The organism is Bradyrhizobium sp. dw_78 (assembly GCF_018449525.1).
Lineage (GTDB): Bacteria > Pseudomonadota > Alphaproteobacteria > Rhizobiales > Xanthobacteraceae > Bradyrhizobium.
This window is the reverse complement of record NZ_JAAVUS010000009.1, coordinates 195245-220187: the sequence shown is the minus strand read 5'-3', so window position 1 is coordinate 220187 and position 24943 is coordinate 195245. Positions and strand designations below refer to the sequence as shown.

At 60.4% G+C, this 24943-nt stretch carries 23 protein-coding genes and 1 CRISPR repeat array (1 of these 24 only partly in view); of the genes, 18 read left to right on the top strand and 5 right to left on the bottom strand.

Annotated elements, in window-relative coordinates; all coding sequences use genetic code 11:
• Positions 1 to 1646: a CRISPR direct-repeat array (repeat unit 36 nt; unit sequence GTTGCCGCTGGACCGCGATCTCTGAAGCGCTATTCT) (it extends 1095 nt beyond the left edge of the window).
• 72 nt (positions 1647 to 1718) lie between these two features.
• The 4 genes from cas2 to HB630_RS22620 form a co-directional block, all read right to left on the bottom strand.
• On the bottom strand, positions 1719 to 2057 hold the full coding sequence (cas2, locus tag HB630_RS22635; RefSeq protein ID WP_346656125.1) for a CRISPR-associated endonuclease Cas2: 339 nt from the start codon (positions 2055 to 2057) through the stop codon (positions 1719 to 1721).
• On the bottom strand, positions 2054 to 2977 hold the full coding sequence (gene cas1 / locus HB630_RS22630; RefSeq protein ID WP_213774773.1) for a type II CRISPR-associated endonuclease Cas1: 924 nt from the start codon (positions 2975 to 2977) through the stop codon (positions 2054 to 2056). The genes cas2 and cas1 overlap by 4 nt, the downstream gene beginning before the upstream one ends.
• On the bottom strand, positions 2977 to 6219 hold the full coding sequence (gene cas9, locus HB630_RS22625; RefSeq protein WP_213774771.1) for a type II CRISPR RNA-guided endonuclease Cas9: 3243 nt from the start codon (positions 6217 to 6219) through the stop codon (positions 2977 to 2979). The genes cas1 and cas9 overlap by 1 nt, the downstream gene beginning before the upstream one ends.
• 695 nt (positions 6220 to 6914) lie before the next feature.
• Positions 6915 to 8306: an NAD-dependent succinate-semialdehyde dehydrogenase gene (locus HB630_RS22620; RefSeq protein WP_213774769.1), complete on the bottom strand. Its 1392-nt coding sequence runs from the start codon at positions 8304 to 8306 to the stop codon at positions 6915 to 6917.
• A 488-nt stretch (positions 8307 to 8794) separates the two neighbouring features.
• Here HB630_RS22620 and HB630_RS22615 point away from each other — a divergent pair, with 488 nt between their 5' ends.
• On the top strand, positions 8795 to 9145 hold the full coding sequence (locus HB630_RS22615; protein WP_213774767.1) for a Lin0512 family protein: 351 nt from the start codon (positions 8795 to 8797) through the stop codon (positions 9143 to 9145).
• 34 nt (positions 9146 to 9179) lie between these two features.
• On the opposite strand, the gene HB630_RS22610 is transcribed toward HB630_RS22615, so the two are convergent.
• Positions 9180 to 10019 carry an oxidoreductase gene (locus tag HB630_RS22610; protein WP_213774766.1) on the bottom strand — a complete coding sequence of 280 codons (840 nt, stop codon included), beginning with the start codon at positions 10017 to 10019 and terminating at the stop codon, positions 9180 to 9182.
• Positions 10020 to 10114: 95 nt separating this feature from the next.
• Here HB630_RS22610 and HB630_RS22605 point away from each other — a divergent pair, with 95 nt between their 5' ends.
• The 17 genes from HB630_RS22605 (at position 10115) to HB630_RS22525 (ending at position 24875) form a co-directional block, all read left to right on the top strand.
• Entirely contained in the window at positions 10115 to 10771 is a 657-nt protein-coding gene (locus HB630_RS22605; RefSeq protein ID WP_213774764.1) for a TetR/AcrR family transcriptional regulator, read from the top strand.
• A gap of 178 nt (positions 10772 to 10949) precedes the next feature.
• Positions 10950 to 11474, top strand: a complete 525-nt coding sequence (locus tag HB630_RS22600) for a 2'-5' RNA ligase family protein (protein ID WP_213774761.1) — start codon at positions 10950 to 10952, stop codon at positions 11472 to 11474.
• A gap of 35 nt (positions 11475 to 11509) precedes the next feature.
• Entirely contained in the window at positions 11510 to 11881 is a 372-nt protein-coding gene (locus tag HB630_RS22595; RefSeq protein ID WP_213774760.1) for an ArsC family reductase, read from the top strand.
• Between the two features lie 259 nt (positions 11882 to 12140).
• Entirely contained in the window at positions 12141 to 12896 is a 756-nt protein-coding gene (locus HB630_RS22590; protein WP_213774758.1) for an ABC transporter ATP-binding protein, read from the top strand.
• 7 nt (positions 12897 to 12903) lie between these two features.
• Positions 12904 to 13650, top strand: coding sequence for an ABC transporter ATP-binding protein (locus tag HB630_RS22585; RefSeq protein WP_213774997.1), 747 nt, complete (start codon positions 12904 to 12906; stop codon positions 13648 to 13650).
• A gap of 36 nt (positions 13651 to 13686) precedes the next feature.
• Positions 13687 to 14907, top strand: coding sequence for an ABC transporter substrate-binding protein (locus HB630_RS22580; RefSeq protein ID WP_213774757.1), 1221 nt, complete (start codon positions 13687 to 13689; stop codon positions 14905 to 14907).
• 75 nt (positions 14908 to 14982) lie between these two features.
• Positions 14983 to 15846, top strand: coding sequence for a branched-chain amino acid ABC transporter permease (locus HB630_RS22575; RefSeq protein WP_213774755.1), 864 nt, complete (start codon positions 14983 to 14985; stop codon positions 15844 to 15846).
• 1 nt (position 15847) lies between these two features.
• Positions 15848 to 16816, top strand: a complete 969-nt coding sequence (locus HB630_RS22570; RefSeq protein ID WP_213774754.1) for a branched-chain amino acid ABC transporter permease — start codon at positions 15848 to 15850, stop codon at positions 16814 to 16816.
• A gap of 141 nt (positions 16817 to 16957) precedes the next feature.
• Complete coding sequence (locus HB630_RS22565; protein WP_213774752.1) at positions 16958 to 17602, top strand: DUF47 domain-containing protein; 645 nt, start codon at positions 16958 to 16960, stop codon at positions 17600 to 17602.
• Between the two features lie 13 nt (positions 17603 to 17615).
• A complete protein-coding gene (locus HB630_RS22560) occupies positions 17616 to 18620 on the top strand; it encodes an inorganic phosphate transporter (protein ID WP_213774751.1) in 1005 nt (334 codons plus the stop codon).
• A 153-nt stretch (positions 18621 to 18773) separates the two neighbouring features.
• Positions 18774 to 20393: a peptide chain release factor 3 gene (locus HB630_RS22555; RefSeq protein WP_213774750.1), complete on the top strand. Its 1620-nt coding sequence runs from the start codon at positions 18774 to 18776 to the stop codon at positions 20391 to 20393.
• A 136-nt stretch (positions 20394 to 20529) separates the two neighbouring features.
• Positions 20530 to 21141 (top strand): hypothetical protein, encoded by a 612-nt coding sequence (locus HB630_RS22550; RefSeq protein ID WP_213774748.1) that lies wholly within the window; start codon positions 20530 to 20532, stop codon positions 21139 to 21141.
• Positions 21142 to 21219: 78 nt separating this feature from the next.
• Positions 21220 to 21804 (top strand): NnrU family protein, encoded by a 585-nt coding sequence (locus tag HB630_RS22545; RefSeq protein ID WP_213774747.1) that lies wholly within the window; start codon positions 21220 to 21222, stop codon positions 21802 to 21804.
• Between the two features lies 1 nt (position 21805).
• Entirely contained in the window at positions 21806 to 22630 is an 825-nt protein-coding gene (gene panB / locus HB630_RS22540) for a 3-methyl-2-oxobutanoate hydroxymethyltransferase (RefSeq protein WP_213774745.1), read from the top strand.
• 351 nt (positions 22631 to 22981) lie between these two features.
• A complete protein-coding gene (locus HB630_RS22535; RefSeq protein WP_249780982.1) occupies positions 22982 to 23371 on the top strand; it encodes a hypothetical protein in 390 nt (129 codons plus the stop codon).
• A 231-nt stretch (positions 23372 to 23602) separates the two neighbouring features.
• Positions 23603 to 24256 carry a tetratricopeptide repeat protein gene (locus HB630_RS22530; protein WP_213774744.1) on the top strand — a complete coding sequence of 218 codons (654 nt, stop codon included), beginning with the start codon at positions 23603 to 23605 and terminating at the stop codon, positions 24254 to 24256.
• A 31-nt stretch (positions 24257 to 24287) separates the two neighbouring features.
• Positions 24288 to 24875, top strand: coding sequence for a hypothetical protein (locus tag HB630_RS22525; protein WP_213774994.1), 588 nt, complete (start codon positions 24288 to 24290; stop codon positions 24873 to 24875).
• Positions 24876 to 24943: the final 68 nt, after the last annotated feature.

Sequence of the window (24943 nt, the reverse complement as noted above, 5' to 3'; positions counted from 1 at the left end):
TCGGAATTTCGCCTCTTGCGCCGCGGTTGCCGCTGGACCGCGATCTCTGAAGCGCTATTCTCGTAGAACGAAACTGACCGGTAACGATCGAGTTGCCGCTGGACCGCGATCTCTGAAGCGCTATTCTGGGCATCGGCCGCGGTCGGATAGTGATTGCGTTGCCGCTGGACCGCGATCTCTGAAGCGCTATTCTTCCCGTGTGTAATTGGAGCCTTTCTGAAAGGTTGCCGCTGGACCGCGATCTCTGAAGCGCTATTCTAGATAGCGGCTTATCCCCGCTGCCCTCCTTGTTGCCGCTGGACCGCGATCTCTGAAGCGCTATTCTGGCGACTTCAAGCGGGTTGCGGGAGAGGGAGTTGCCGCTGGACCGCGATCTCTGAAGCGCTATTCTGCTTGATCTTGTGGTGAGCGAGGATGATCGGTTGCCGCTGGACCGCGATCTCTGAAGCGCTATTCTTCTGGCTTTTCATCGTTTACGTTAGTTGCGTGTTGCCGCTGGACCGCGATCTCTGAAGCGCTATTCTCTTTTATAGAAGTATAGAAGCACGCGGCGTGTTGCCGCTGGACCGCGATCTCTGAAGCGCTATTCTACAGTTACTCAATTGTCGGCCCGCGCGAAAGTTGCCGCTGGACCGCGATCTCTGAAGCGCTATTCTCATCATCTTGACGCAGTCGCTGGCCTCATGGTTGCCGCTGGACCGCGATCTCTGAAGCGCTATTCTCAGTGTCGCGCTTGCTTGGGGCCCCATCTGGTTGCCGCTGGACCGCGATCTCTGAAGCGCTATTCTCGAAGCGCCGCCGCAGCACGGCAAGACGCGGTTGCCGCTGGACCGCGATCTCTGAAGCGCTATTCTAGGAAATCCCGAGGTTCATCACCGCCACCGGTTGCCGCTGGACCGCGATCTCTGAAGCGCTATTCTCCGCTTCCGCAATATATCCCGGGCCTGAAGGTTGCCGCTGGACCGCGATCTCTGAAGCGCTATTCTATTGTACAACGAGAACCATGGGAACGGCCGGTTGCCGCTGGACCGCGATCTCTGAAGCGCTATTCTCCGCAGAGGACGTGCGAGCGGCGACGATCGGTTGCCGCTGGACCGCGATCTCTGAAGCGCTATTCTTATCCGCCTGCGTGGCGAGGGTTTCGATATGTTGCCGCTGGACCGCGATCTCTGAAGCGCTATTCTGCAACATCGGCAATAACACCACCTCGGCGCGTTGCCGCTGGACCGCGATCTCTGAAGCGCTATTCTGATTTCAACTTCGATGCGGCGCCGAGAGCGGTTGCCGCTGGACCGCGATCTCTGAAGCGCTATTCTATTCTGATTTACATCGCAGGGGGTGTTTGAGTTGCCGCTGGACCGCGATCTCTGAAGCGCTATTCTCATCTGCCATAGCGAACAATCCAGCAAAATGTTGCCGCTGGACCGCGATCTCTGAAGCGCTATTCTGCCTGTAGCGTCGTCAATGGCCTCGAGCTGGTTGCCGCTGGACCGCGATCTCTGAAGCGCTATTCTTTGACGACTACCCGCCGTACTTCGAATTGTGTTGCCGCTGGACCGCGATCTCTGAAGCGCTATTCTGAAGGCGGCAGCCACGTCATCTTGGAGAGGGTTGCCGCTGGACCGCGATCTCTGAAGCGCTATTCTCGATAAGCAGGTATCTCGTTGAAAACAAACGGGATACCTGTTTTTCCCCATCGCAAGAAACCGCTGAAGATCTCAAAAGAGAGCAAGCTGGTCGGGGTTTTTCTTTTGCTTCCTGCGCCGTTGACCCGAGAATCGAACGATATTTTCATATTGTTTATCCGTGAAAGTCAGGATGTGAACGTCGCCACGATCGGGCAGGTGGCCCTCGACCCGTCGCAGGTAGGTCTCGAATTGCTCCTTGCCGTTGCAGAAGCGAGCGTAGACTGAAAACTGGCTTTTCTCAAAACCTTCATCAAGCAGGAATTCGCGAAACTTGGTGGCTGCCCGACTTTGGGCTTTCGTTGTGACCGGCAAATCAAACATGACAAAAATCCACATCAGACGATAACCGTTGAGCTGGGTGACGGTCACGCGATCAGTGTTTCCAGGCCGGCCAGTTCAATTGGCGAAGGAGGACGTGGAAGTACAATATCTGATATTTTTCCGGTATCGAAACAATGGCTTAGCGATTGAGCCAGTCGTATGGCTGCTCCAGAGACAGTGGTTGTGCCGTTTTCGCCAGGAAGGTCTACCGCGATCAATCCGGCGAATGCACGTTTTGCTTCAGGCGTCACTTCCCGGCATCCCCGGGCAGTCAGTTGCACGGCCATCGTATCCACCAGAGGCCTGAACGGCTCGATAAGATCGTCCGCAAGCGCGAATGCGTTACCGCGATTGGCATGGTGAATGCCGATGGAGGGGTGCAGGCCTGCTGCAACGACGGAACGGGCGAGCAGCGAGCGCAAGATGGTATAGCCATAATTGAGCAGTCCGTTGACGCCGCCTGCTGCGCGGTCGCGACGAAAATCCTGCCCCATGAGCAGCGGCCAGTAACGGCGCGCCGCCTGCGCTTCCACGTTATCGGGATCGCCGGAGCGAACCCGGCGCACCAGCATATCAAAGGCGTCGGCAGAGACTCCTCGCGCTTCGAGCGCGGCTGCCTGCCAGCGGATTTTGGAGACAACGACCTCTCGCCATAGCTGCTTGGCGAGCGGCTTGCTTGCGTCCCACTGAGTGCGCATCCGGGCGTTCTGGCCGTGGTGCCCATCCAGAGGCATGCACACGGCGACCGGCGCATGATTGGAGCCGCACAGTACCATCAGCGCGCCGCGCTCCGCCAGCGCCACAACAAGATTGGTGCTCCAGGTTATGCCGTGGGCGTGAACGATGACTGCGGCGACATCGTCGAGAGGAATACGGCCGATCTCCTCCCGGTCTTTGTTGACCACAAGAAATCCACGATAGGCTGAAAGATGTTGGCCATCAGTAGAGATGTCGACGATGCGCTCCATTACAGCGCCATCACGGCTCGGTCGCGGGGACCCGGATCGAGTACGCGCCCCAACTCGTCGATCCTGATTTGCCGCGCTTTCACACGCTTCAATCCACCGGGTGTCGGCGCAAAATATTTGAACGGGTCGAGGTCATTCGACATCGCATCTCTTCGCTTGAGGTCGCCCGCCTCATGCGGCTCGGCCAGGGTTATCTGACCATTCTGACCGAACTTGACGACTCGCACGAATTTTCGGTCATGCCCATCCTGCTCGATCGCCAGCATATCGTCTTGATGCAACGAAAGAACCTTCCTAGCTGTCGGATTGTTGCGCCGAAGCATGGATATCCAGTCCGGCTGGTGTGCGTCGAACATCGACACGACTTCTGCCACCCATTTGCCGTCCTTCAATTCCCAGACATCGTAACGGTAGTTGGAATCGCCTTTGTATCCCTTGTAGGCACGACCTTGCCTGTCATGAATAGCGATGACTGACAGCGGTTCGATGACACGCAGCCGCCGGATGCCGCGAAACGGCTGGGGCCCGAGTTCGGGAAACTTCAGCAATCTTGCCTCGAATGCCTTTCCGTCGAGGCCCTTCGTCCAGGTGAAAAGAGCCGCGCGCAAATCGGGATCGCGGATGCCCTCGATATCGCCGGTCTTCTTTAGCGCCGTCAGTGGCACGCGATGTACGACGAGGTTGTTGCCTTTGGCATCTTTCTCGCCGGTCAGACCATAGGCCGTGTCGTTATGGAGCCGCCCCGCCGTTGCGTCGTGTCCTCTCGGTAGCGCGCTCTTGGCGACCGTGCCGTGATCAGTCCGGTGGCTGACCACGATGCGGTTCACGACTGCGCCAAGCTGATCGCGAAAACCGTCCCACGGTTCGGGCAGATCGGCGGTCATGCGGTTCGCAGCCTCGTGGCCGCGTTGGCCGGCTTCGCGTGAAATTCGCTGCAGCAGATAGCGATCGGTCACGGCAATCACCGCCGCATCGATGGCGTGGTGACGATGATCGCGCCGGTTTTTCGGCTGATCCGCGCCGCCGCCGAAATTGTGATCCGGCAGCAGGCTGTTCAGTCCCCAACTGCGGCGCAGCATCTCGGTCAATCGTCCGGGCGAAACCCAGACGTGGCCACTGTCTTCGCCGCGATCCGGATAAAGCGCGCCTAGATATTCGCGGGCGAGGCGCGAGAGATATTGCGTATCGACAAGCTGGCGGGCGAGAAAGCCTCCCTGATTGTCGAAACGCGACATAGCGTCGGGCTCGAAGCGCCAGCGTTTTCCGCGCGGCAGCCGGGCGGCGCGCGCGGCAATGTCTTCCCAATCCGCCGTATGGCCGAAGGCTTCATAAGGCGAGCGCTTGCGTTTCTCACGGTTTGCTTCGCGCATGCAAAGCAACCGGTTGTCACTGGAATCGTCCAGCGTGTCGCTGAAGGGGAGGATATGATCCACCTCGACCGCGCCCGAAAACAGCATCTCGATCGAGATTTGCTGTCCGGTGTAAATACAGCGCCGGTCCAGCGCGTTATCCCGGTTCAATTCCTCCCAGAGCTTCAACAGCGCGCGGTTACCGCCTCTGTCGGGAACCCCGATTTGAACTAGCTTTTTAGACCGTTGCTCGGCGGCTTCGCGATTTTGCCGGTTGCGCGTGTTGATTTCGCGCTTGCGCTCATCGTCAAGTTTCAAGTCGCGCGCCAGTTCGATGGCAATCTGCTCGGGCGGACCGTAACGCTTGATCAGGCGGTTGACGACGCGGCGAAGCTGGTTGAGCCCGATGTGAACGGTGGGGTTGGTGAGACGGCCGATGCGCAGTTCTTCCGGATCGGCCGGTTCGCCGGTGCCGGGCATGATGTGTCGTTCAAGTACGGTGCCGTAATAGGGCAGTTCATTCAGTACTTCGCCGGTGCGGAAATCCGAATGATGACCGAAGCCCGCCTTTTGCACCGCCTCGCTGTAAACGATAACCTCGGCGCGCAGCGCTGCGATCAGCCCGATCGTTGCCGTCTTGCCAAAGCGGCCATAGCCTTCGGGAAGCCGGGCGCCGGCGGTCGCGCTTGCCCGTTCGGGCGTGAGGCCATCGACGTCCTGCAGCCAGGCCAGCAAAGATTTTTCGTCTGCGTCGCTTTCCTGGTCGCGTATACGCGAAACGATTTCCCATTGCGCGTCGGGGGCAAAATGCGCCCAGCGATTTCCGAAACGCGTTTTGGCGCCGAGTTCGGCGGCGACTTCATCGCCCTTGAGTTCCTTGCGGTTGTCACTCTCCTTGTTGAACCGGGCGTCGGGATCGAGCCCGAGCGTTTTGCGCAGGCTCTCGAAGCTGACGGTGCGCTTGTCCTTGAGTTTGAGGTAGAGCGAGTCACGCTGTTGAAGGGTTAACGGTTCGGCGGCTTGGCCTGGCCGAACGATCTTGAGCGCGTTGAGTTCTTCCAGCAGTCGTCGTTGCTGAAACAGCGGGTGGGCCTTGGGCAGGCGCTCTTCATTACCGAGCAGGCTGCACTTGCCGATTTTCGGCTGCTTCAACGGCCGCTGGTGGAAAATCACCTCGAAGAGGCGTTTTCCGTTCTTTGGCGTCAGGACGTCGGGATGATGCGGCGTTTGTGCGTTCCAGATCGCTTCGAACTCTTCCTCGAGCATCTGCCGGTCAGGATAGAAATCGTACCCATCGCCTTTTGAGCCTTCTCCTGCTTCGGGGCGCAGCCGTGTGCGCACGCTCGGAATCTCATTCGGGTCGGTGGCTGCGGCCCGGCGACCATTCAGATATTCACCCAATGTTTCCGCACCTGCATCGCGCATCGCCTCATAGAGCCGGACGACACCCTGCCTGATCTTGCCGTCTTCCTCGTTCTTGCCGCGATCGGCTTTGCGGTTGGACTTGAAGCCGCGCCGCTGGTTGAGGTGGAAGAGGGCCCGTCCTACGTGATGCAGCGGAAGCGCTTCTTGGAGCGCGCGTGCGCGCAGGGCGAAAGGATCGAGTTGCGACAACGCTTTGCGTTCGGCGTCGTCCGTAGGAAATAGCCCGGCCAACGTCAGGTATTTAAGAAGCGCTGCCTGCCGCTGCTTGAAGCGATCTCGCCGGCGGCGCATCGCGCGCGCCGTGCGGCGGTCAACGGCGAGAGATGCGCCTGATTTCGGATCGCGACCGTCGCTGAAGATGCGAGAACCCGCCCATATAATTCGGAAAACGTGACCGTTCTTGTCTAGTTCAACTGCCGCGGCACCCAAGGAGTTCGTGCCGAGATCAGCCCCCAGTCTCCAGCGCATGTAACGCCCCAGTCTTTGCTGAATTTCTGCCTGAAATGAGATTCAGCTTTAAGATGTATAGGGTAATCTTTAGTTGTATGGACCGTCTAGGTCGTGGTGATTATAAAATTGTCTAATGGCGGCTTCCAAACTGTCTCTTGACCGTGATCGCTCAAACGATATTATCTAAACTTCAGAGATCGTGGTCTGGCGGTTAACAAGCAGCCGGTCTGCACCAGATAAGGGCGGCGCTCCGGCGTCGCCTTTTGTCTTTAGCAGTTAGTGCATCTCACTCCAGTAGTTGGGCGGGGCAAGAGGACTCGAACCTCTTCTTTATGAGGATGGGATACCGGCTTTTGCCGGCGGCGAACCCAGAGAGACCTTATACGTGCGTCCGTACACTAGCCCCGATAGATGATCTCGCCCCGTTGACCATCAGGTCAACGGGGCGAACATTCTTTAACTTGTGCTTGTCCCGTTTGAAGAAAAGACAGCTCAAGTCATTTCCGGATGCATAAGGCCTCCGTTCAGAGATCGCAGTCCAACAGCAACATCTATAACTGCCCGTAACAGCATGGGCGCTGGCGAACGAGGAGCCTTTGGCGCAAACGAGCGGAGATGCTGCGAAGGTACGGGCCTTGACTTCATCATCCGGCCATAAGCCCCGGCATGACGGCGGCGAAAACGCCGCCATACCGGGAGGTACGACCGATCGGTCAGAATTCCGCATCGATGTCGACGACATCGATCAGCTTGTGGTTGACGAATTCCTTGATGCCGAGGCCGAGCAGTTCCCGGCCGTAACCGGAGCGGCGGACGCCGCCGAAGGGCAGGTCGGCCTTGACCATCGTTGGATGGTTGACGAACACCATGCCGGTCGAGATCTTCCTGGCCACTTCCGCGCCGTGCTTGGGGTTCGATGTGAACACCGAGCCGCCCAGGCCGAAGGGCGAGTCGTTGGCGATGCGCACGGCATCGTTCTCGTCCCTGGCGCGGAACAGCATCGAAACCGGTCCGAAAAACTCCCAGTAGCGGGCTGGGTTGTTTTCGGCGACGTCGGTTAAGATCGTCGGCTGCACGAAAGCGCCTCTGTTGGGAACCTTCGGGCCGACTTCGGTCGCCTTGGCGCCATGGGCCACCGCCTGGCGGATCTTGTCCTTGATGTCTTCGACCGCGCCTTGCGAGGATAGCGGGGCCAGCGTGGTTTCGGGATCGAAAGGATCGCCCGCCCGCAACCCGGCCACACCGGCGGTATAGCGCTCAAGGAATTGGTCATAGACCTCATCGACGATGATCATGCGCTTGGAGGACACGCAGACCTGCCCGCCGTTCCAGTGACGGCCGAACACCGCCCATTTGACCGTCTTCTCGAGATCGGCATCGGCCAGCACCACGAACGCGTCGGCGCCGCCGAGTTCCATGGTGGATTTTTTCAGCGCCTTGCCTGCCTGGGCCGCGACGATCGCGCCGGCGTCTTCGGACCCGGTGAGCGCAACACCATGAACACGGGGGTCGTTGAGGATGAGTTCGACCTGTGAGTGCGCGGCATAGAGATTCTTGAACGCGCCATCCGGCAGACCCGCCTTCTGCATCAGTTTCTCGAAGGCGGCGGCGCTCTGGGGAACATTGGAGGCGTGCTTGAGCAGCATCGTGTTGCCCGCGGACAATTGCGGCGCGATGATGCGGGCGATCTGGTAGTAGGGAAAATTCCATGGTTCGATGGCCAGCAGCACGCCCAGCGGATCATGCACGATCATGGCCTCGCCCTCGGCGGCGCGGGTCACCGGCAGCTTCTGCGGCGCCAGCAGCGTCTCGGCATTCCGGGCGTAATACTCGAAGATCTCGGCTGAAAGCGCCACTTCCGCCTTGGCCTCGGATAACAGCTTGCCCATCTCGATGGTGAGCAGTTTGGCGTAGGCTTCGATCTCCTTGCGCAGGATGTCGGCCGCACTCTGCATCACCTTGGCGCGTTCGGTGAAGGAAGTTCCTTTCCACGACAGAAACGCGGTGTGAGCCTTTTCAATCGCCAGCTTGACTTCGGCGTCGGTGGCGTCCGGAAAGGTCTTCAACACTTCGCCGGTGTAAGGGTTCGTTGTCGCGTATGTCATGATAACTTCTCCTCGTCGCACTGGAATCCCGGAATCCGGGGACGATCCGCTCGATTGATCTTCTGTTAGATTGTCACCCGGCGGCACTTCGAGTCTTGATCTCCGTCAAGATGGATGTCGCCCTGTGGCTGGGCGGCCTGCCGGAAGAGCAGACAGCAGGGCGATAGCCGGATTGGCTTCGGCGTAAGCCTTTAGCGTTCTCATCATCCTGTCGTTTTCAGTGTGGAACATCTTCACCACCTACGGCATGGCCAATCTCACGGGTCCCCGGGGGAAGAGCTCCAGGGGGGCAGGAGGTGGACGGAAGAGCCGTCGGAAGTCAGCGTGTGAGAGAGTTTGATGCACGATCAGGCCGCTGCGACGTTGTGCCGAACTGGCGCTGGCGCCAGACGCCGATCCTGTCGGCAACTGCGCCGGCCTTGACCGCCACGACGAAAATCACGAAAGATGAGCCGCTATCTTCCACCCGAATGACGTCAGGAACTCCAATGGCACGCGTGCGCTGTCTTACCGAAATGGGCATGGGCGTTGACGTTCACGGCCGCGACGCCACTAAGGCCGCCAGGCGCGCGGTCTCGGACGCCATCCGTCACAGTAGCGTCGGGTTCTTCCGGATGGTCGGCAAAACCGCCAAGGACATGTTCGTCGATGTCACGATCGGCGTACCGGACCCGAGTTCGGTTGACACCGCGGCGGTCGCGACCGAACTGCCTTACGGCACGGTAACGGTCACCGCGGTCAAGGGCGGGCTCGAGATTCCGGCCGAGCAGGGCGGCGATGCCATCATCATCGCCAATGCCGCCGTGATCGTGAGTCTCGATGACGGCGCCGCCGGCTAAATATAGGGGCCGCCTGTAGGCAGACCCCTTGTCGTCACGCGAAGCTGGTTGAGCGGGAGATGCTTTCCCAGGCGGCGATCTCCACTTTCATCTGATCGAGCTTCTGGTTGACCAATTGCAGGGCGTCTTCGCCCAGATAAAGCCGCACCGGCGGATTGTCGGATGCGACCAATTGCAATAGGGCTTGCGCCGCTTTCGCCGGATCCCCGGGCTGATGGCCACTCTTGGCTTGCCGCGCGGCGCGGATCGGATTCATCACGGCGTCGTAATCGGCGATGCTGCGCGGGGTGCGATCCATGGAGCGTCCGGCCCAATCGGTACGGAACTGGCCCGGCGCAAGAGCGGTCACGTGAATCCCAAAGGATTTGATCTCCTTGCCCAATGCCTCGGAAATACCTTCCAGCGCGAACTTGCTTCCGCAATAATAGGCGATGCCGGGCATGGTGATGAAGCCGCCCATCGAGGTGACGTTGATGATATGGCCGGCGCGCCGGGCGCGCATGCCGGGCAGCACCGCCTTGATCATCGCCACGGCGCCGAACACATTGACATCGAACTGCCGCTTCAGGTCGTCGATCGACGATTCTTCGAAGACGCCTTCGTGCCCATATCCAGCGTTGTTGACGAGCACGTCGATCGGTCCCGCGAGCCGTTCCGCCTCGGCAATACCTCCCACGATGGCATCGAAATCCGTGACGTCGAGCTTGAGTGCATGCGATCGCCCGCGCGCCTTGGCTTCGAAGGCCGCAGCCTTCTCGGGGCTACGCACGGTACCCACCACCTTGTGTCCTGCTGTCAGCGTCGCCTCGGCAAACGCTGCGCCAAGTCCCGAACTTACGCCGGTAATGAGAAATGTCTTCTGATCGTTCGCCATGCTTGATCCCGCCTTTTTCTTCAATATATCATGATTTGAATTGTATATCATGATATAGATATCGCGACGATCTTGCCAAGAGGGACTGTGAACGAATGAGTAGCGAACCCATTTTTTCGCTGCGCGAACGGAACCGGAAGCTGGCCCGGGATCTCGTGCTTGACGCGGCCGAACGGTTGCTCGCGGCAGACGACACCGGCGATTTTTCGATGCGATCCCTGGCGGCGGAGGCCGGCGTCGGCTTTGCCACGCCGTTCAACCATTTCGGCAGCAAGAACGCGATCGTGCGGGCGCTTTCAACCCGTGTGATCGAGCGCATGGCGGAGCAATTCCGGATCCAATCGCCTAGGGGCGACGCGATCGACCGCGTGCGGGCGATGGCCCGGATTGCGGTCGCGCTTCTTCTCGAACAGCCAAAAGTCTATCGCACCGTCATTGGAGCGCTCGGCACGGCGGATGCCGCTCCCAGCGCCGTAAGCGACCACTCCCGCGCTTTATGGCAGCAGGCGCTCGCTGAATATGACGGTCTTTCCGGCGACGGGCTCGAAACGGCAAAACAGTCGCTTGCCGAGCAACTCGCCTTCATGTTTAGGGGCTGCCTCTCGTTCTGGATCGCGGGCGAGGTAAGGGACGAAGACCTGCAGGCGAAAGTCGATGCGGCTGTCGCGACGGTTCTTCTCGGTTATGCCGCCGAAGCGCGACGCAAGAAACTTCATGCGGTCATCAGGAAATCGCCGATGTCAGGGACGTGATGCGGTCGGCCTTACGCAGGCCTGCGAACTTTTCGGGCGGTAGGCGTTCCATTCGCCAAAGCAGACGGCTTCCAGGCTTTACAATCCCGTATGTTCATGATTTGTTCTTATAGCGATTTGGAATAGCGCGAGTGAACAAGCGTAGGTCATGGGGCGCGGCTTTTACGATGAGGGCCGGGTGTTTCTGGCAGTTATTCCGGACGCGCGTGCGGCCGCAAAAATCCATCGGCTCGCCGGAATCCTGAAACGGGCGCATGGGTTTGCCGCCCAGCCGATTGAACCCGATCGGCTGCATGCGACGCTGTTTTTTCTCGGCGCCTTGTCGGCGCGCGCCGTTCGGATCGTGTCGGAAGCCGCCCGGGAGGTGCCAACGCCGCCGTTCGAAGTGTCCTTCGATCGCACCATCAGCTTTCGGCGCAAGTCAGGGGGCCACGAGTCGGGCGGCCATCCGTTCGTTTTGGCCGGAGGGGACGGGTTGAACCGGCTGAAATCATTTCAGCAAAGGCTCGGAGTCGCGTTGACAACAAAGGGCTTGAGGCGATTGGCGGGCAAGGATTTTACGCCGCATGTCACGCTCATGTATGGCGAACGCTGTGTCGACGAATATCCGATCGAACCGGTCTGCTGGACCGTGAGCGAGTTTTTGCTCATCCACAGCCTGGCGGGTCACACGCGTCTTGCGCGCTGGAAGTTCGAGGTATGATGCGGATGACCGACGCGAGATAAGGAAGCGCGAACTTGCCCACCACCATCTACGGCATCAAGAACTGCGACACCATGAAGAAGGCCCGTGCCTGGCTCGACAGTCACGGTGTGGATTACGATTTCCACGATTACAAGACCGTCGGCATTGCCAAGGACAAGCTCCAGCAATGGAGCAACGAACTCGGCTGGGAAGCCCTGCTCAACCGCGCCGGCACCACGTTTCGCAAATTGCCCGACGCCGACAAAGAAGGGTTGAACGAGCGAAAGGCGCTGGCGTTGATGCTGGCGCAGCCTTCCATGATCAAGCGGCCGGTGCTCGATCTCGGCGGCAAGCTTGTTGTCGGATTCAAGCCGGAAATCTATGCCAAGGAGGTGGCGCCGTCGGGGAAATCGAAGAAGGGCTGAAAGCATCGTTGGGACGCTTGCCACCGTTTCGGGGTGGGCGAGGGCGCGTTCGCGCAATTCGACTAAGGGCGAAGCCGGTCCGGCTCCGGCCTTAAGCCGCAGCAGAGCTTTCGACCTTGCGTAAACCGCGCTGTTGACGGCATATTCCGGCCCGAAGGCGGCAGCCTGAGGCGGTATTTAAAAACGTCCCTGGAATCTGCCGGGTGACAAAAATTGGCCCTGCGCGGGGGGACTTCGCGGCGGCTGAGGGGGAAATTGATTGGCCGATGAGTTCATTCTCGAAACCCACGGATTGACCAAGGAATTCGCGGGTTTCTTCGCCGTTCGCGACGTCGGCCTCAAGGTCCGCCGCGGCAGCATCCATGCGTTGATCGGGCCGAACGGGGCCGGAAAAACCACCTGCTTCAATCTGTTGACCAAGTTCCTGCGGCCGTCCGCCGGACAGATTCTGTATAAGGGACGGGATATCACGGCGATGGCGCCGGCCGACGTGGCGCGTCTCGGCCTGGTGCGCTCGTTCCAGATTTCAGCGGTATTCCCGCATCTGACCGCGTTGGAGAATGTGCGGGTCGCATTACAGCGCCAGCACGGGCATTCTTTCGATTTCTGGCGTTCGAAAACGGTGCTGGACCGGTTCAACGGCCGCGCCCGCGAATTGCTCGACGACGTCGGGTTGAGTGAATTCGCCGATACGCAGGCAGTCGAGATGCCCTATGGGCGCAAGCGCGCCCTTGAGATCGCAACCACGCTGGCGCTCGATCCGGAAATGATGTTGCTCGATGAGCCGATGGCCGGCATGGGACATGAGGACATCGACAAGATCGCCGCGCTGATCAAACGCATTTCGGCAAAATACACCATCCTGATGGTCGAACATAACCTAAGCGTGGTCGCCCACCTTTCCGACGTCATCACCGTGCTGACCCGCGGGCACGTGCTTGCGGAAGGCAATTACGCCGACCTGACCAAGGACGAGCGCGTCAAGGAAGCCTATCTGGGGGCCGGTCATGGCTGATTTGAAAATGGTGGAAACCGCTGCAGCGAAGTCCGCGGCCGTTGCCGCGGCGGGAACGCCGTTACTGTCGGTTGAGAACCTGCAGGCCTGGTATGGCGAGTCCCATATCCTGCACGGCATCAGTTTCAATGTGAATGCGGGTGAGGTGGTCACGTTGCTCGGGCGCAATGGCGCCGGCAAGACGACGACGTTGAAATCGGTGATGGGGATCATCGGTAAGCGCACCGGCTCGGTCCGCTTCGACAATCAGGAAATCATCCGGGCATCCTCGGACAAGATCGCGCGTCTCGGCATCGCCATTTGTCCGGAGGAGCGCGGCATTTTCGCAAGCCTCGACGTCCGCGAAAACCTGATGCTGCCGCCGGTCGTGCGTAGCGGCGGCCTGTCGCTGGATCAGATCTTCGACCTGTTCCCCAATCTCAAGGAGCGGCTCAACAGCCAGGGCACCAAACTGTCCGGCGGCGAGCAGCAGATGCTGGCGATCGCCAGGATCCTGCGCACCGGGGCACGCTTCCTGATGCTGGACGAGCCGACCGAGGGGCTGGCGCCGGTCATCATCCAGCAGATCGGGCACACCATCGCGCGATTGAAATCCGAAGGCTTCACCATCCTTCTGGTCGAACAGAATTTCCGCTTCGCCTCGACGGTCGCCGACCGTTACTACATCGTCGAGCACGGCAAGATCATCGATGGTTTTTCTAATTCTGAACTGCAAGCCAATATGGAAAAGCTTCACACCTATCTCGGCGTCTGAAAAACAACGAGAATAAAAATCTTAGAGGAGGCAAATATGAAGAGCAGGATTTCAGCGCTGCTGCTGGGAACGGTGCTGGCGTTTACCGCGGCGAATTTTGCTTTCGCGCAGGACAAGACGGTGAAGGTCGGGGCGCTGAGCGATCAGTCCGGCCTGTACTCCGATCTCGGCGGCCCCGGCTCGACATTGGCCGCCCAGATGGCGGTTGAGGATTCCGGCCTCACCGGCAAGGGCTGGAAGATCGATGTCATCTCCGCCGATCACCTCAACAAGCCCGACGTCGGCGCGAACATCGCGCGGCAATGGTTCGATGTCGATAAGGTCGACATCATTGTCGACGTACCGAATTCCGGCGTGGCGCTGGCGGTCAGCAATATCGTCAAGGAAAAAAACGGGATCTTCATCGATTCCGGCGCGGGCACCTCGGATTTGACCAACGCGCAATGCACGCCGAACACCATCCACTGGACCTACGATACCTATATGCTGGCGCACGGTACCGGTTCGGCGCTGACGAAAAACGGCGGAGACACCTGGTTCTTCCTCACGGCCGATTATGCCTTCGGCGCCGCGCTTGAGCGCGATACCACCACGGCGGTGCTGGCGGCAGGCGGCAAGGTGCTCGGCGGCATCAAGCATCCGCTCAACACATCGGATTTCTCATCCTTCCTGCTGCAGGCGCAGGCCTCCAAGGCCAAGGTTGTCGGCCTCGCCAATGCCGGTGGTGATACCACCAACGCGATCAAGCAGGCAGCCGAATTCGGCTTGACCCAGGGCGGCCAGAAGATGGCGGCGCTGCTGCTGTTCATCAGCGACGTTCACGCGCTCGGTCTCAACACGGCGCAGGGCCTCAACTTTACCGAGACCTTCTATTGGGACATGAACGACCAGACCCGGGCGTTCTCCAAGCGCTTCCAGGAGCGCATGAAGAACCACACCATGCCGACCATGGTGCATGCCGGGGTCTATTCGAGCTTGCTGCATTACTTCAAGGCGCTGGAAGCGCTCGGCGGCAACCCGCATGATGGCGCCAAGGTCGTTGCCAAGATGAAGGAAATGCCGACCGACGATCCGCTGTTCGGCAAGGGCAGCATTGAGCCCAATGGCCGCAAGATTCATCCGGCCTATCTGTTCGAAGTCAAGACGCCGTCGGAGTCGAAGGGCCCCTGGGACTATTACAAGCTGCTTGCGACGATTCCGGCTGATGAGGCCTTCACGCCGCTCGACAAGAGCACGTGTTCCTTGCTGAAGAAGTAAATCCGTCACCGTCACGTTTGGCGGCGCCGCGCCGCCAAACGTTTCATGGGAAGATGTTGAGCACGAGAAAGATTCATGCAGGCCCTTTACGCCCAACTCCTGGTCGGACTGATCAACGGCTCGTTCTACGCGCTGCTCAGTCTCGGGCTTGCCGTGATCTTCGGCATGCTCAACATCATCAATTTCGCGCACGGTGCGCTCTATATGATGGGCGCGTTCTGCGCCTATTTCCTGCTCAATCTCGCCAATATCGGCTATTGGCCGGCGCTGATCATCGCGCCGGTCGCGGTCGGTATTTTCGGTATGATCCTGGAGCGGACGCTGCTGCGATGGCTGACCGGGCTCGATCACCTCTACGGATTGCTGCTGACATTCGGACTGGCGCTGATCATCCAGGGCATCTTCCAGAATTATTTCGGCTCCTCCGGCTTGCCTTATTCGATTCCCGACGCGCTGAAGGGCGGCGCCAATCTCGGTTTCATGTACCTGCCGATCTATCGCGGCTGGGTGGTGGTGTTTTCCCTCGTGGTGTGCCTGCTCACCTGGTATCTGATCGAGCGGACCAGGCTTGGGGCCTATCTTCGCGCCGCCACCGAAAATCCGACATTGGTGCGCGCGTTCGGCATCAACGTGCCTCGGATGATCACGCTGACCTACGGGCTCGGCGTCGGCCTTGCCGCGCTGGCCGGCGTGTTGTCGGCTCCGATCAACCAGGTGCGGCCGCAGATGGGCGCCGACCTGATCATCGTCGTGTTTGCGGTGGTGGTGATCGGCGGCATGGGCTCGATCATGGGGTCGATCATTACCGGTTTCGCGCTCGGCGTGATCGAGGGATTGACCAAATACTTTTATCCGGAGGCTTCCAACACCGTGGTATTCGTCCTGATGGTGCTGGTGCTGCTGGTGAAGCCTACGGGCTTGACGGGACGGGCAAACTGACATGACTGTCACGACTGACAATATAATCCCGGTGGCTGCGCGCACCGTGCGCGACGAGATGATCGCGTTCGGCATCATGACGGTGCTGTTGCTGATCGTGCCGTTTACCGGCATCTATCCGTTTTTCGTGATGCAGGCGCTGTGCTTCGCTTTGCTCGCCTGCGCCTTCAACCTCCTGATCGGCTATGGCGGGCTGTTGTCGTTCGGCCACGCGATGTTCCTGGGGACCGCGGGCTACGTCTCGGGGCATGCGCTGAAAGTCTGGGGCTTGCCGCCCGAACTCGGGATCGTGGTCGGCACCCTGGCTGCCGCCGGGCTGGCCGTTATCACCGGCCTCATCGCCATCCGTCGCCAGGGCATCTATTTTGCGATGATCACGCTGGCGCTGTCGCAGCTGCTTTACTTCATCTATCTGCAAACGCCGTTTACGCACGGTGAGGATGGCATCCAGGGCATTCCGCAAGGATACATGTTCGGGTTTCTCAATCTATCAAACCCGACGGTGCTTTATTACGTCGTCCTTGCCGGGTTCTTGCTCGGTTTTCTGCTGATTTTCCGCACCATCAACTCGCCATTCGGCGAGGTGCTGAAATCGATCCGCGAGAACGAGCCGCGCGCGATCTCGCTCGGTTACAAGACCGATCATTACAAGCTGCTTGCTTTCATCCTGTCGGGGACACTGGCGGGATTTGCCGGTGCGCTCAAGGTGTTCGTCGCGCAGAACGCCTCGCTGACCGATGTGCATTGGACCATGTCGGGTGAAATCGTGCTGATGACGCTGGTTGGCGGTCTCGGCACCATTTTCGGGCCCGTGGTCGGCGCCTTCGTGATTATCGCCATGGAGCAATATCTGGCCGGATTCGGCCAGTGGGTCACGGTGATCCAGGGGGTGGTCTTCGTGATCTGCGTGCTGGCGTTCCGCCGGGGCATTGTCGGCGAAGTCGCCCATTTTTTCCGGCTTTCCCTCTAGGCAAGGGGGCCGGATTCCCGGTCGGTACAAAGCGGCGCGGTTTCCGCAGCAAGCCCGCTTGCGCGCTCTTCCAATAAATCGTTTATGACAGTTTCGTGACGGCTGGTTTGGCTGTCACTTCCATAATGATGGGTTGGTCGTATGTTGCGCTGGTTTCGTGCCTTTTTGCCGAAGGAGGAGCGGTTTTTCGCCCTGTTCGCCCGGCACTCCCAGACGGTGGTGCAGGGGGCGCTGGCGTTGCAGGACATGCTGCGCGGCGGCGAGGACATGCTGGCGGCCTGCCAGCGCGTCAACCAGTACGAGAACGAGGCCGACAATATCACCCGCGAGGTGCTGACCGCGGTCCGCCGGACCTTCATCACCCCGTTCGATCGAGGCGACATCAAGAATCTCATCACGGCGATGGACGACGCCATCGACCAGATGCAGCAGACCGCCAAGGCGGTGGTGCTGTTCGAGGTCCGCAGCTTCGAGCCGCCGATGCGGGAAATGGGCGGGCTGTTGGTCGAGTGCGCCAATCTGGTCGGCCGCGCGCTGCCGCTGTTGCAGTCGATCGGCGACAACGTCGCGATGCTGACGGCAATCACCGAGGAATTGACCAAGCTCGAAGGCCGGGTCGACGATCTCCACGATATCGGGCTGAAGGAATTGTTCCTCAAGCACCGCAACGCCAACACGATGGATTTTGTCGTCGGCGCCGAGATCTACGACCATCTCGAGAAAGTCGCCGATCGTTTCGACGATGTCGCCAATGAGATCAGCAGCATCGTGATCGAGCAAGTATAGGCAGGGCCGCACCGTGGATACCACGCTTGGCCTTCCCATTCTCGTCGGGCTGATCGCCGTCGCGCTGTTGTTCGATTTCCTCAACGGATTGCACGACGCCGCCAACTCGATCGCGACGATCGTTTCCACGCGCGTATTGCGCCCGCAATATGCGGTGTTCTGGGCGGCTTTCTTCAATTTCGTCGCCTTCGCCGTATTCGGGTTGAATGTCGCGCAGACCATCGGCGTCGGCATCATCGAGCCCAGCGTGATCGATGCGCAGGTGATCTTTGCGGCATTGGTGGGTGCGGTGGTCTGGAACCTGATCACCTGGAGATTGGGCATTCCCTCCAGCAGTTCGCACGCGTTGATCGGCGGGCTGGTCGGGGGCGGCATGGCCAAGGCAGGAATTTCGGCCGCCGTCTGGAGCGGCCTGTCGAAGACGTTGCTCGCCATCGTGCTGTCGCCCTTGGTTGGATTCCTGCTGGCGCTGGTACTGGTCGCCATCGTGTCCTGGGCCTCGGTGCGCTCGACGCCGTTCGCGGTCGACCGGGCGTTCCGAATCCTGCAATTCGCCTCCGCCTCGCTTTATTCACTCGGTCATGGCGGTAACGATGCGCAGAAGACCATGGGCATCATCGCGGTCCTGCTGTACTCGCAGGGGCATCTCGGCGGGCATTTTTTCGTGCCGTTCTGGGTGGTGCTGGCCTGCCAGGCATCGATGGCGCTCGGCACCCTGATGGGCGGCTGGCGGATCGTCCGCACCATGGGCCTGCGGATCACCAAACTGACTCCGATGCAGGGTTTTTGCGCCGAGACCGGCGGCGCCATGACGCTGTTCATGGCGACCTTCCTCGGGGTTCCGGTCTCGACCACCCACACTATCACCGGCGCCATCGTCGGCGTCGGCGCGGCCCGGCGCGCCTCGGCGGTGCGCTGGAACGTCGCCAGTTCGATCGTCTACGCCTGGGTGATCACGATTCCCGCCGCGGCCTTCGTCGCCGCGCTGGCTTATTGGGCGGTCCAATTGGTGCGGTAGGTACCGGCGATTGGAATTCGGCCGCGCAATCCCTATATGCGGAGCATCGTCTGTTTTGATGCGTTTTCTTAACGACTATTGGCATCCGCTTCGCCCGAAAACGCTTTTAATCGCCCTTGATCCGGCCCGGTTTCCCTGCCAAACGCTCGCGCCATGTCCGACCTTGCTGTTTCCGCCGAATCGTCCGCCCGCTCGCCGCTGACCTCCGAAGTCGAGCGCCGGCGGACCTTTGCGATCATCTCGCATCCGGACGCCGGCAAGACCACGCTGACGGAAAAATTGCTGCTGTTCGGCGGCGCCATCAACCTGGCCGGCCAGGTCAAGGCCAAGGGCGAACGGCGCAACACCCGTTCCGACTGGATGAAGATCGAGCGCGAGCGCGGCATCTCCGTCGTTACCTCGGTGATGACCTTCGAATTCGAAGGCCTGGTGTTCAACCTCCTGGATACGCCGGGCCACGAGGACTTTTCCGAAGACACTTACCGCACGCTAACCGCGGTCGATTCCGCGGTCATGGTGATCGACGCCGCCAAGGGCATCGAGGCGCGCACCCGCAAGCTGTTCGAGGTGTGCCGCCTGCGCGACATTCCCATCATCACCTTCATCAACAAGATGGACCGCGAGAGTCGCGACACGTTCGATCTGCTCGACGAGATCGAGAAGACGCTGGCGCTTGACACCACACCGATGACCTGGCCGGTCGGCCGCGGCCGCGATTTCCTCGGCACCTATGACGTCGTTCATGGCGGCGTGCGCCTGCTCGAAGGCGGCGGCGCCAAGACCGGCGCCACAGAACAGATCGACATCGCCGATCTCGCGGGCCGCAATCCCAACCTCGACATCGGCGCCATCAAGGATGAACTGGCCCTGGTGTCGGAAGCCTGCCAGCCATTCGAACTCGGGGCGTTTCGCGAAGGCCACCTGACGCCGGTCTATTTCGGCAGCGCGCTGCGCAATTTCGGTGTCGGCGATCTGCTCGAAGGGCTTGGCCGTTTCGCGCCTTCGCCGCGCGCGCAGGAAAGCGACTTGCGCAAGGTCGAAGCCGCCGAGTCACGGATGAGCGCCTTCGTGTTCAAGATCCAGGCCAATATGGACCCGAACCACCGCGACCGCATCGCCTTTGCGCGGCTGTGCTCGGGCAAGCTCACGCGCGGCATGAAGGCGAAGCTGGTGCGCACCGGCAAGAACATGTCGCTCTCCAGCCCGCAATTCTTCTTCGCCCAGGACCGGGCGCTGGCGGACGAAGCCTTCGCCGGCGACGTCGTCGGCATTCCCAACCACGGAACCCTGCGGATCGGCGACACGCTGACCGAAGGCGAGGATATCACCTTCGTCGGCGTGCCGAGCTTTGCGCCGGAAATCGTCCGGCGTGTCCGGCTCACCGACGCGATGAAGGCCAAGAAGCTGAAAGAAGCCTTGCAGCAGATGTCGGAGGAGGGCGTGGTCCAGGTGTTCCGGCCGCGCGATGGCGCGCCGGCGCTGGTCGGCGTGGTCGGCCCGCTGCAACTCGATGTGCTGAAAGCCCGGCTTGACGCCGAATATGCATTGCCGGTGGAATTTGAGGTCAGCGAATTTCAACTGGCGCGCTGGATTTCGTCCGACGACCGCAAGAAGCTCGATGCGTTCATCGCCGCCAACGGCTCCGGTGTCGCTGACGACGTCGATGGCGATCCGGTGTTCCTCGCCAAGAATGAGTTTTACCTCAATTACACCCGCGAGCGCGCCGAAGGCATCGTCTTTTCCAGCATCAAGGACGTGAAGCGGAAGGCTTGAAGCGTTATTTGCCGGCAGCTGATTGCAGGCGAGCCGGCCGTGAACGCGCGGATGTGAAGGCCGCCAGGCTTGATGCGGATCCTTTTGCCGACCATTATTTTACGAAGCGGGTGTCGTTTTTGCGAGGTCGCATTTCATGTCGCGGCGCGTCGTTGCTATCGCTTTATTCCTTGTTCTGGCCGTCGCGCTGACCGCAAGCGCGGAGGCGCGGCATCGTCACCAGATCGACGCCACGCCGTTCTCGCACGCGCCTTGCAGCGTGCTCAGTGGCCAACCTTGCACCCCGACCTTTTGCAGCGTGTTCAATCATGGACCCTGCATTCCCGAAATGGATTATCCCTATGGGGAAAACCTGCAGTTGACGGTCGAAAGCGATCCACCCGACAACGACAAGGCGAAATATGTCAGGCCGGACCACGATCTCGATACGATCGGCGATCTGTTTGCGGAATTGCGCTCCTGCTGGTCGCCGCCAGCGGCCGACTCCGCGCAACAGGGCATGCAGATGACAGTGCGCTTCAGTTTCAAGCGATCCGGCGAGATCATTGCGGTCCCCCGCATGACCTTTGCCACGGCCGGCGTTTCGGCCGATATCCGGGATACCTATCTCAAGGCGATCGAGGCGTCGCTCGACGCCTGTGAGCCACTGAAATTCACCAATAACCTTGGCGGCGCGCTCGCAGGCCGCCCGATCGCGATCCGTTACATCGATAACCGGCAGCTGGAAAAACCGTCCGGAACGCCCTGACAGGCGTTTAGCGCATTGCGGCCCAAGCCCTCGAAATGATACCCGTGCGGGCAAACCAGTTACGGGAGGAATGCCATCGTGGGACTGCTGGTGATGATCCTGGGCCTCGTCTTGTTCTTCGGGGTTCATCTGATCACGACGCAGCGCGGCTTGCGGGCGCGGTTGATCGGATCGTGGGGCGAGGGCGGTTACAAGGCCGGATATGGGCTGGTGGCGCTGGCCGGTCTTGCGCTGATCGTGTGGGGGTTTGCCCATTATCGCGCAACCGGCTGGATCGATGTCTGGTATCCGCCGACTGCGTTCAAGCATATCACCATTGCGCTGATGCTGCCCGCGGTCATCCTGGTGGTGGCTTCCTATATTCGCGGCCGTATCTATACCGCGCTGAGGCATCCGATGCTGGCGGGCATCAAGCTGTGGGCGGCGGCCCATTTGCTCGCCAATGGCGACCTCGGCTCGATCATCCTGTTCGGCTCGTTCCTGGGATGGGCGGTATACGACCGCATCTCGCTGAAACATCGCGGCGATAGCGGCGCGCCGCCAATTCCCGTCGGCGGTGTCGGCAACGATCTCATTGCCGCGGCGGTCGGTGTCGTCGCCTATCTGGCGCTGGTTTTCGTGTTCCATCCCGTCGTTATCGGCGTTCCTGTCATCGGAGCTTAAAATGTCCATTCAATCGAGCATCAAACGCAAGACCGCGCCGGATATCCGCGCCCGCAAGAATGGCGAGCCGATCGTGATGCTGACATCGTATCACGCGCACACCGCCGCGCTGGTCGACCGCTATTGCGACGTCATTCTGGTCGGCGATTCCCTCGGCAATGTGATGCATGGTTTCGAAACCACGGTGCCGGTGACGCTCGACATGATGATCCTGCAAGGCCGCGCCGTGATGCGCGGCTCGCAGCATGCGCTTGTCGTCGTGGACATGCCGTTCGGTTCCTACGAAGCTTCGAAAGAGCAGGCGTTTCAGTCCGCTGTGCGAATCCTGAAAGAGACCCAATGCGGCGCCGTGAAGCTCGAGGGCGGGGTGCGGATGGCGGAAACCATCGCGTTCCTTGCCGGGCGCGGCGTTCCCGTGATGGGGCATATCGGGCTGACTCCGCAATCGATCAACACGCTCGGATCCTTTCGTGCGCAGGGCCGCGAGGAAAGCAGCTGGCAGCCGATCGAGGACGACGCCCGCGCGGTTTCGGAAGCTGGCGCGTTTTCCGTGGTGGTCGAGGCGGTCGCCGAACCGCTGGCGCGCAAGATCACGCAATCGATTGCCATTCCGACAATCGGCATCGGCGCCAGTGCGGCCTGCGACGGTCAGGTGCTGGTGCTGGAGGATATGCTGGGCCTGTCGGCGCGGCCGCCGAAATTCGTCCGCCGCTACGGCGATCTCGGTCCGATGATCGAAGCCGCGATCAAGGGCTATGCCGACGATGTGCGTGCTCGTGCGTTTCCGGGGCCGGAACATGTCTACGGCATGAAAACGAAAAGCTAGCGATCGTCGCAACATCCTGTCTGCGCTTGGCGAACGCGTACAGGCCATCATCGTGATGCGCGATCGAGATATCGCAGCGAGGCCTTGCGCGCGTGGTGCGCGGCTTTCCGATTAAAAGATTCTGGAAGCGATCGCGTTGACGACAAAGCCTTTGCCACGCAACGCCGACGCCAAGCTGATGAAAAAATTGCTGCGCGACGCGCTGGCCGCGCAATAATCGCAAGCCATCACAACTCCGCGAAGCGTGCAAAACACGCTTGGTATTCACGGATGCAATCCGCAAATCTTAGCTGATTCGCGGCACGAACATTGCTTAGAATAAACACGCTGGGAAAATCTTGGGAGTGCGAGATGAAGCGCATTGTCCTCTGCCTGGTGTTTGGTTCCATGATGGGAGCCGCGAGTGCCCGCGATCTCGGGCAATGGGATGGATCCGATCCCGCGATCAGGGAATGGTACCAAGCGTTGATGCAACCGGATGTTCCGACCGCTTCGTGCTGCGGCGAGGCGGACGCCTATTACGCCGACGAAATGCATGTCCGCGACGGCAAGACCTATGCGATCATCACCGACGACCGACCGGATGAGCCGCGCCGGCGTCCGCATATCGATATCGGGACCGAAATTGAAATCCCGAACAATAAATTAAAATGGGACAAATCGAATCCGACGGGGCACGGCATCGTATTTTTAAGCCGCGCCGGCTATGTTTATTGCTATGTCCAGCCGGGCGGAGTCTGACTCGTTCCGAGATGCCTGAAGGCGGCGGCTTGACACCGTTCGGCGGGATCGCTGTCGTCGTTTCAGGGCGCGCATCGCGTTGAATTAACGAAGAAAATATTGCATGCCGGGGGTGGGCGGCTTTGCCTTGTCACCGCCATATCGCTAGGGTATCGCCGCCGTCAATCGGGGGATCGAGCGCCTTCCGCGGTTGGCGGATTGTTGTTTCCATCGGGCATGGGATAGCCTTAAGTGTCTGAATTATTTGATGAAGTAAACGAGGACGTCCGCCGCGAACAGCTCAAGAAGCTGTGGGACCGGTATTCGGTCTTTATCGTCGCCAGCGCGCTCCTGATTATCGCCGCGGTGGGCGGCTGGCGCGGCTATCAATATCTCGAGGCCAAAAAGGCCGCCGAGGCTGGTGCGGCCTTCGACAAGGCCATCGAGCTTTCCGAGCAGAACAAGCATGCCGAGGCCGAAGCCGCCTTCAACAGCCTCGCGGCAACTGCGCCGTCGGGCTATCGGATGCTGGCGCGGCTGCGCGCCGCGGCCGAGGTCGCAAGCAGCGATCCGCAGGCAGCGGTCAAGCTTTACGAGGATATCTCCACGGATCGCAGCGCCGACACTCTGGAGCAGGAGCTTGCCAAGGTCCGCGCGGCCGGACTGCTGCTGGAGACGACCAGCTATCCCAACATGCTGCAGCGGCTCGAGCCTGAGGCCGCGCCGGAGGCGGCGTTTCGCCATACCGCGCGCGAATTGCTGGCCCTGTCGGCATGGCGCGCCAATGACACGACGGCGGCCCGCAAATGGCTCGATCTGATTGCCAATGATGCGGAGACGCCGCCTGGTCTGCGCTCGCGCACCGAAGCGCTCCAGGCATTGCTGCCGCCGGTCGCAAAGAGCTGACGGCAGAAACGAGTTGAGTGAGAAACCAACCATGCGCCGCTCGCAACGCTTGATCGCCGCCGTTGTTCTGATCGCGCTGTCGGGCGCGCTGGCCGGCTGTTCCAGCGCGGGCTGGGATCCGACCGATCTGCTGGATTTCCTCGACAGCAAGAAAAAGCTTCCGGGGGATCGCAAGCCGGTGTTCCCCGACGGCGTGCCGGGTCTTGAGCAGGGCGTTCCAAAGGATCTGTACAAGGATCAGGTCGAGCAGCAGCAGATCGAACAACAGAATGCCGAAGCAGCCGCTGCGGCTGCTCCGACCGCGCCGCCTGCTCCGCCGCCTGAAGAAGCCAAGGCGCAGAAATCCAAGGGCAAGAAGGCCAAACCGTCCGCCGGCGCCGCGCAGCAATCCTCTGCGGAAGATCCCAACGCCGCGTCTGGGGATGAAGGCGCCACCGCGGCGGTCCCGCCGGCTTCGAAGCCCAAAAAGGTCGCTCGCCGGCGTACCACTGCGCCGCCGCCCGATCAGCAGGCCGCGCAACCGGACGCGCAGCCGCCGGCCCAGCCCGCCGCGCCTCCGGCGCAACAATCTTCGCAGCCATTCCCGGCGCCACTGCCGAGCAGCGGTTTCTCGCGCTGATTTCGCTTTGTCTCTATCGCGTTTTCGAGCGAAGCGGATTCCGGTTCGCGTGAAGAAAACGCGTCAAA

Excerpts from the sequence above, each read along its gene's own strand:
- cas1 (WP_213774773.1), bottom strand. The coding sequence starts at position 2,977 with ATGGAGCGCATCGTCGACATCTCTACTGATGGCCAACATCTTTCAGCC.
- cas9 (WP_213774771.1), bottom strand. The coding sequence starts at position 6,219 with ATGCGCTGGAGACTGGGGGCTGATCTCGGCACGAACTCCTTGGGTGCC.
- HB630_RS22620 (WP_213774769.1), bottom strand. The coding sequence starts at position 8,306 with ATGACATACGCGACAACGAACCCTTACACCGGCGAAGTGTTGAAGACC.
- HB630_RS22615 (WP_213774767.1), top strand. The coding sequence starts at position 8,795 with ATGGCACGCGTGCGCTGTCTTACCGAAATGGGCATGGGCGTTGACGTT.
- HB630_RS22610 (WP_213774766.1), bottom strand. The coding sequence starts at position 10,019 with ATGGCGAACGATCAGAAGACATTTCTCATTACCGGCGTAAGTTCGGGA.
- HB630_RS22605 (WP_213774764.1), top strand. The coding sequence starts at position 10,115 with ATGAGTAGCGAACCCATTTTTTCGCTGCGCGAACGGAACCGGAAGCTG.
- HB630_RS22585 (WP_213774997.1), top strand. The coding sequence starts at position 12,904 with ATGGTGGAAACCGCTGCAGCGAAGTCCGCGGCCGTTGCCGCGGCGGGA.
- HB630_RS22580 (WP_213774757.1), top strand. The coding sequence starts at position 13,687 with ATGAAGAGCAGGATTTCAGCGCTGCTGCTGGGAACGGTGCTGGCGTTT.
- HB630_RS22575 (WP_213774755.1), top strand. The coding sequence starts at position 14,983 with ATGCAGGCCCTTTACGCCCAACTCCTGGTCGGACTGATCAACGGCTCG.
- HB630_RS22570 (WP_213774754.1), top strand. The coding sequence starts at position 15,848 with ATGACTGTCACGACTGACAATATAATCCCGGTGGCTGCGCGCACCGTG.
- HB630_RS22565 (WP_213774752.1), top strand. The coding sequence starts at position 16,958 with ATGTTGCGCTGGTTTCGTGCCTTTTTGCCGAAGGAGGAGCGGTTTTTC.
- HB630_RS22555 (WP_213774750.1), top strand. The coding sequence starts at position 18,774 with ATGTCCGACCTTGCTGTTTCCGCCGAATCGTCCGCCCGCTCGCCGCTG.
- HB630_RS22550 (WP_213774748.1), top strand. The coding sequence starts at position 20,530 with ATGTCGCGGCGCGTCGTTGCTATCGCTTTATTCCTTGTTCTGGCCGTC.
- panB (WP_213774745.1), top strand. The coding sequence starts at position 21,806 with ATGTCCATTCAATCGAGCATCAAACGCAAGACCGCGCCGGATATCCGC.
- HB630_RS22535 (WP_249780982.1), top strand. The coding sequence starts at position 22,982 with ATGAAGCGCATTGTCCTCTGCCTGGTGTTTGGTTCCATGATGGGAGCC.
- HB630_RS22525 (WP_213774994.1), top strand. The coding sequence starts at position 24,288 with ATGCGCCGCTCGCAACGCTTGATCGCCGCCGTTGTTCTGATCGCGCTG.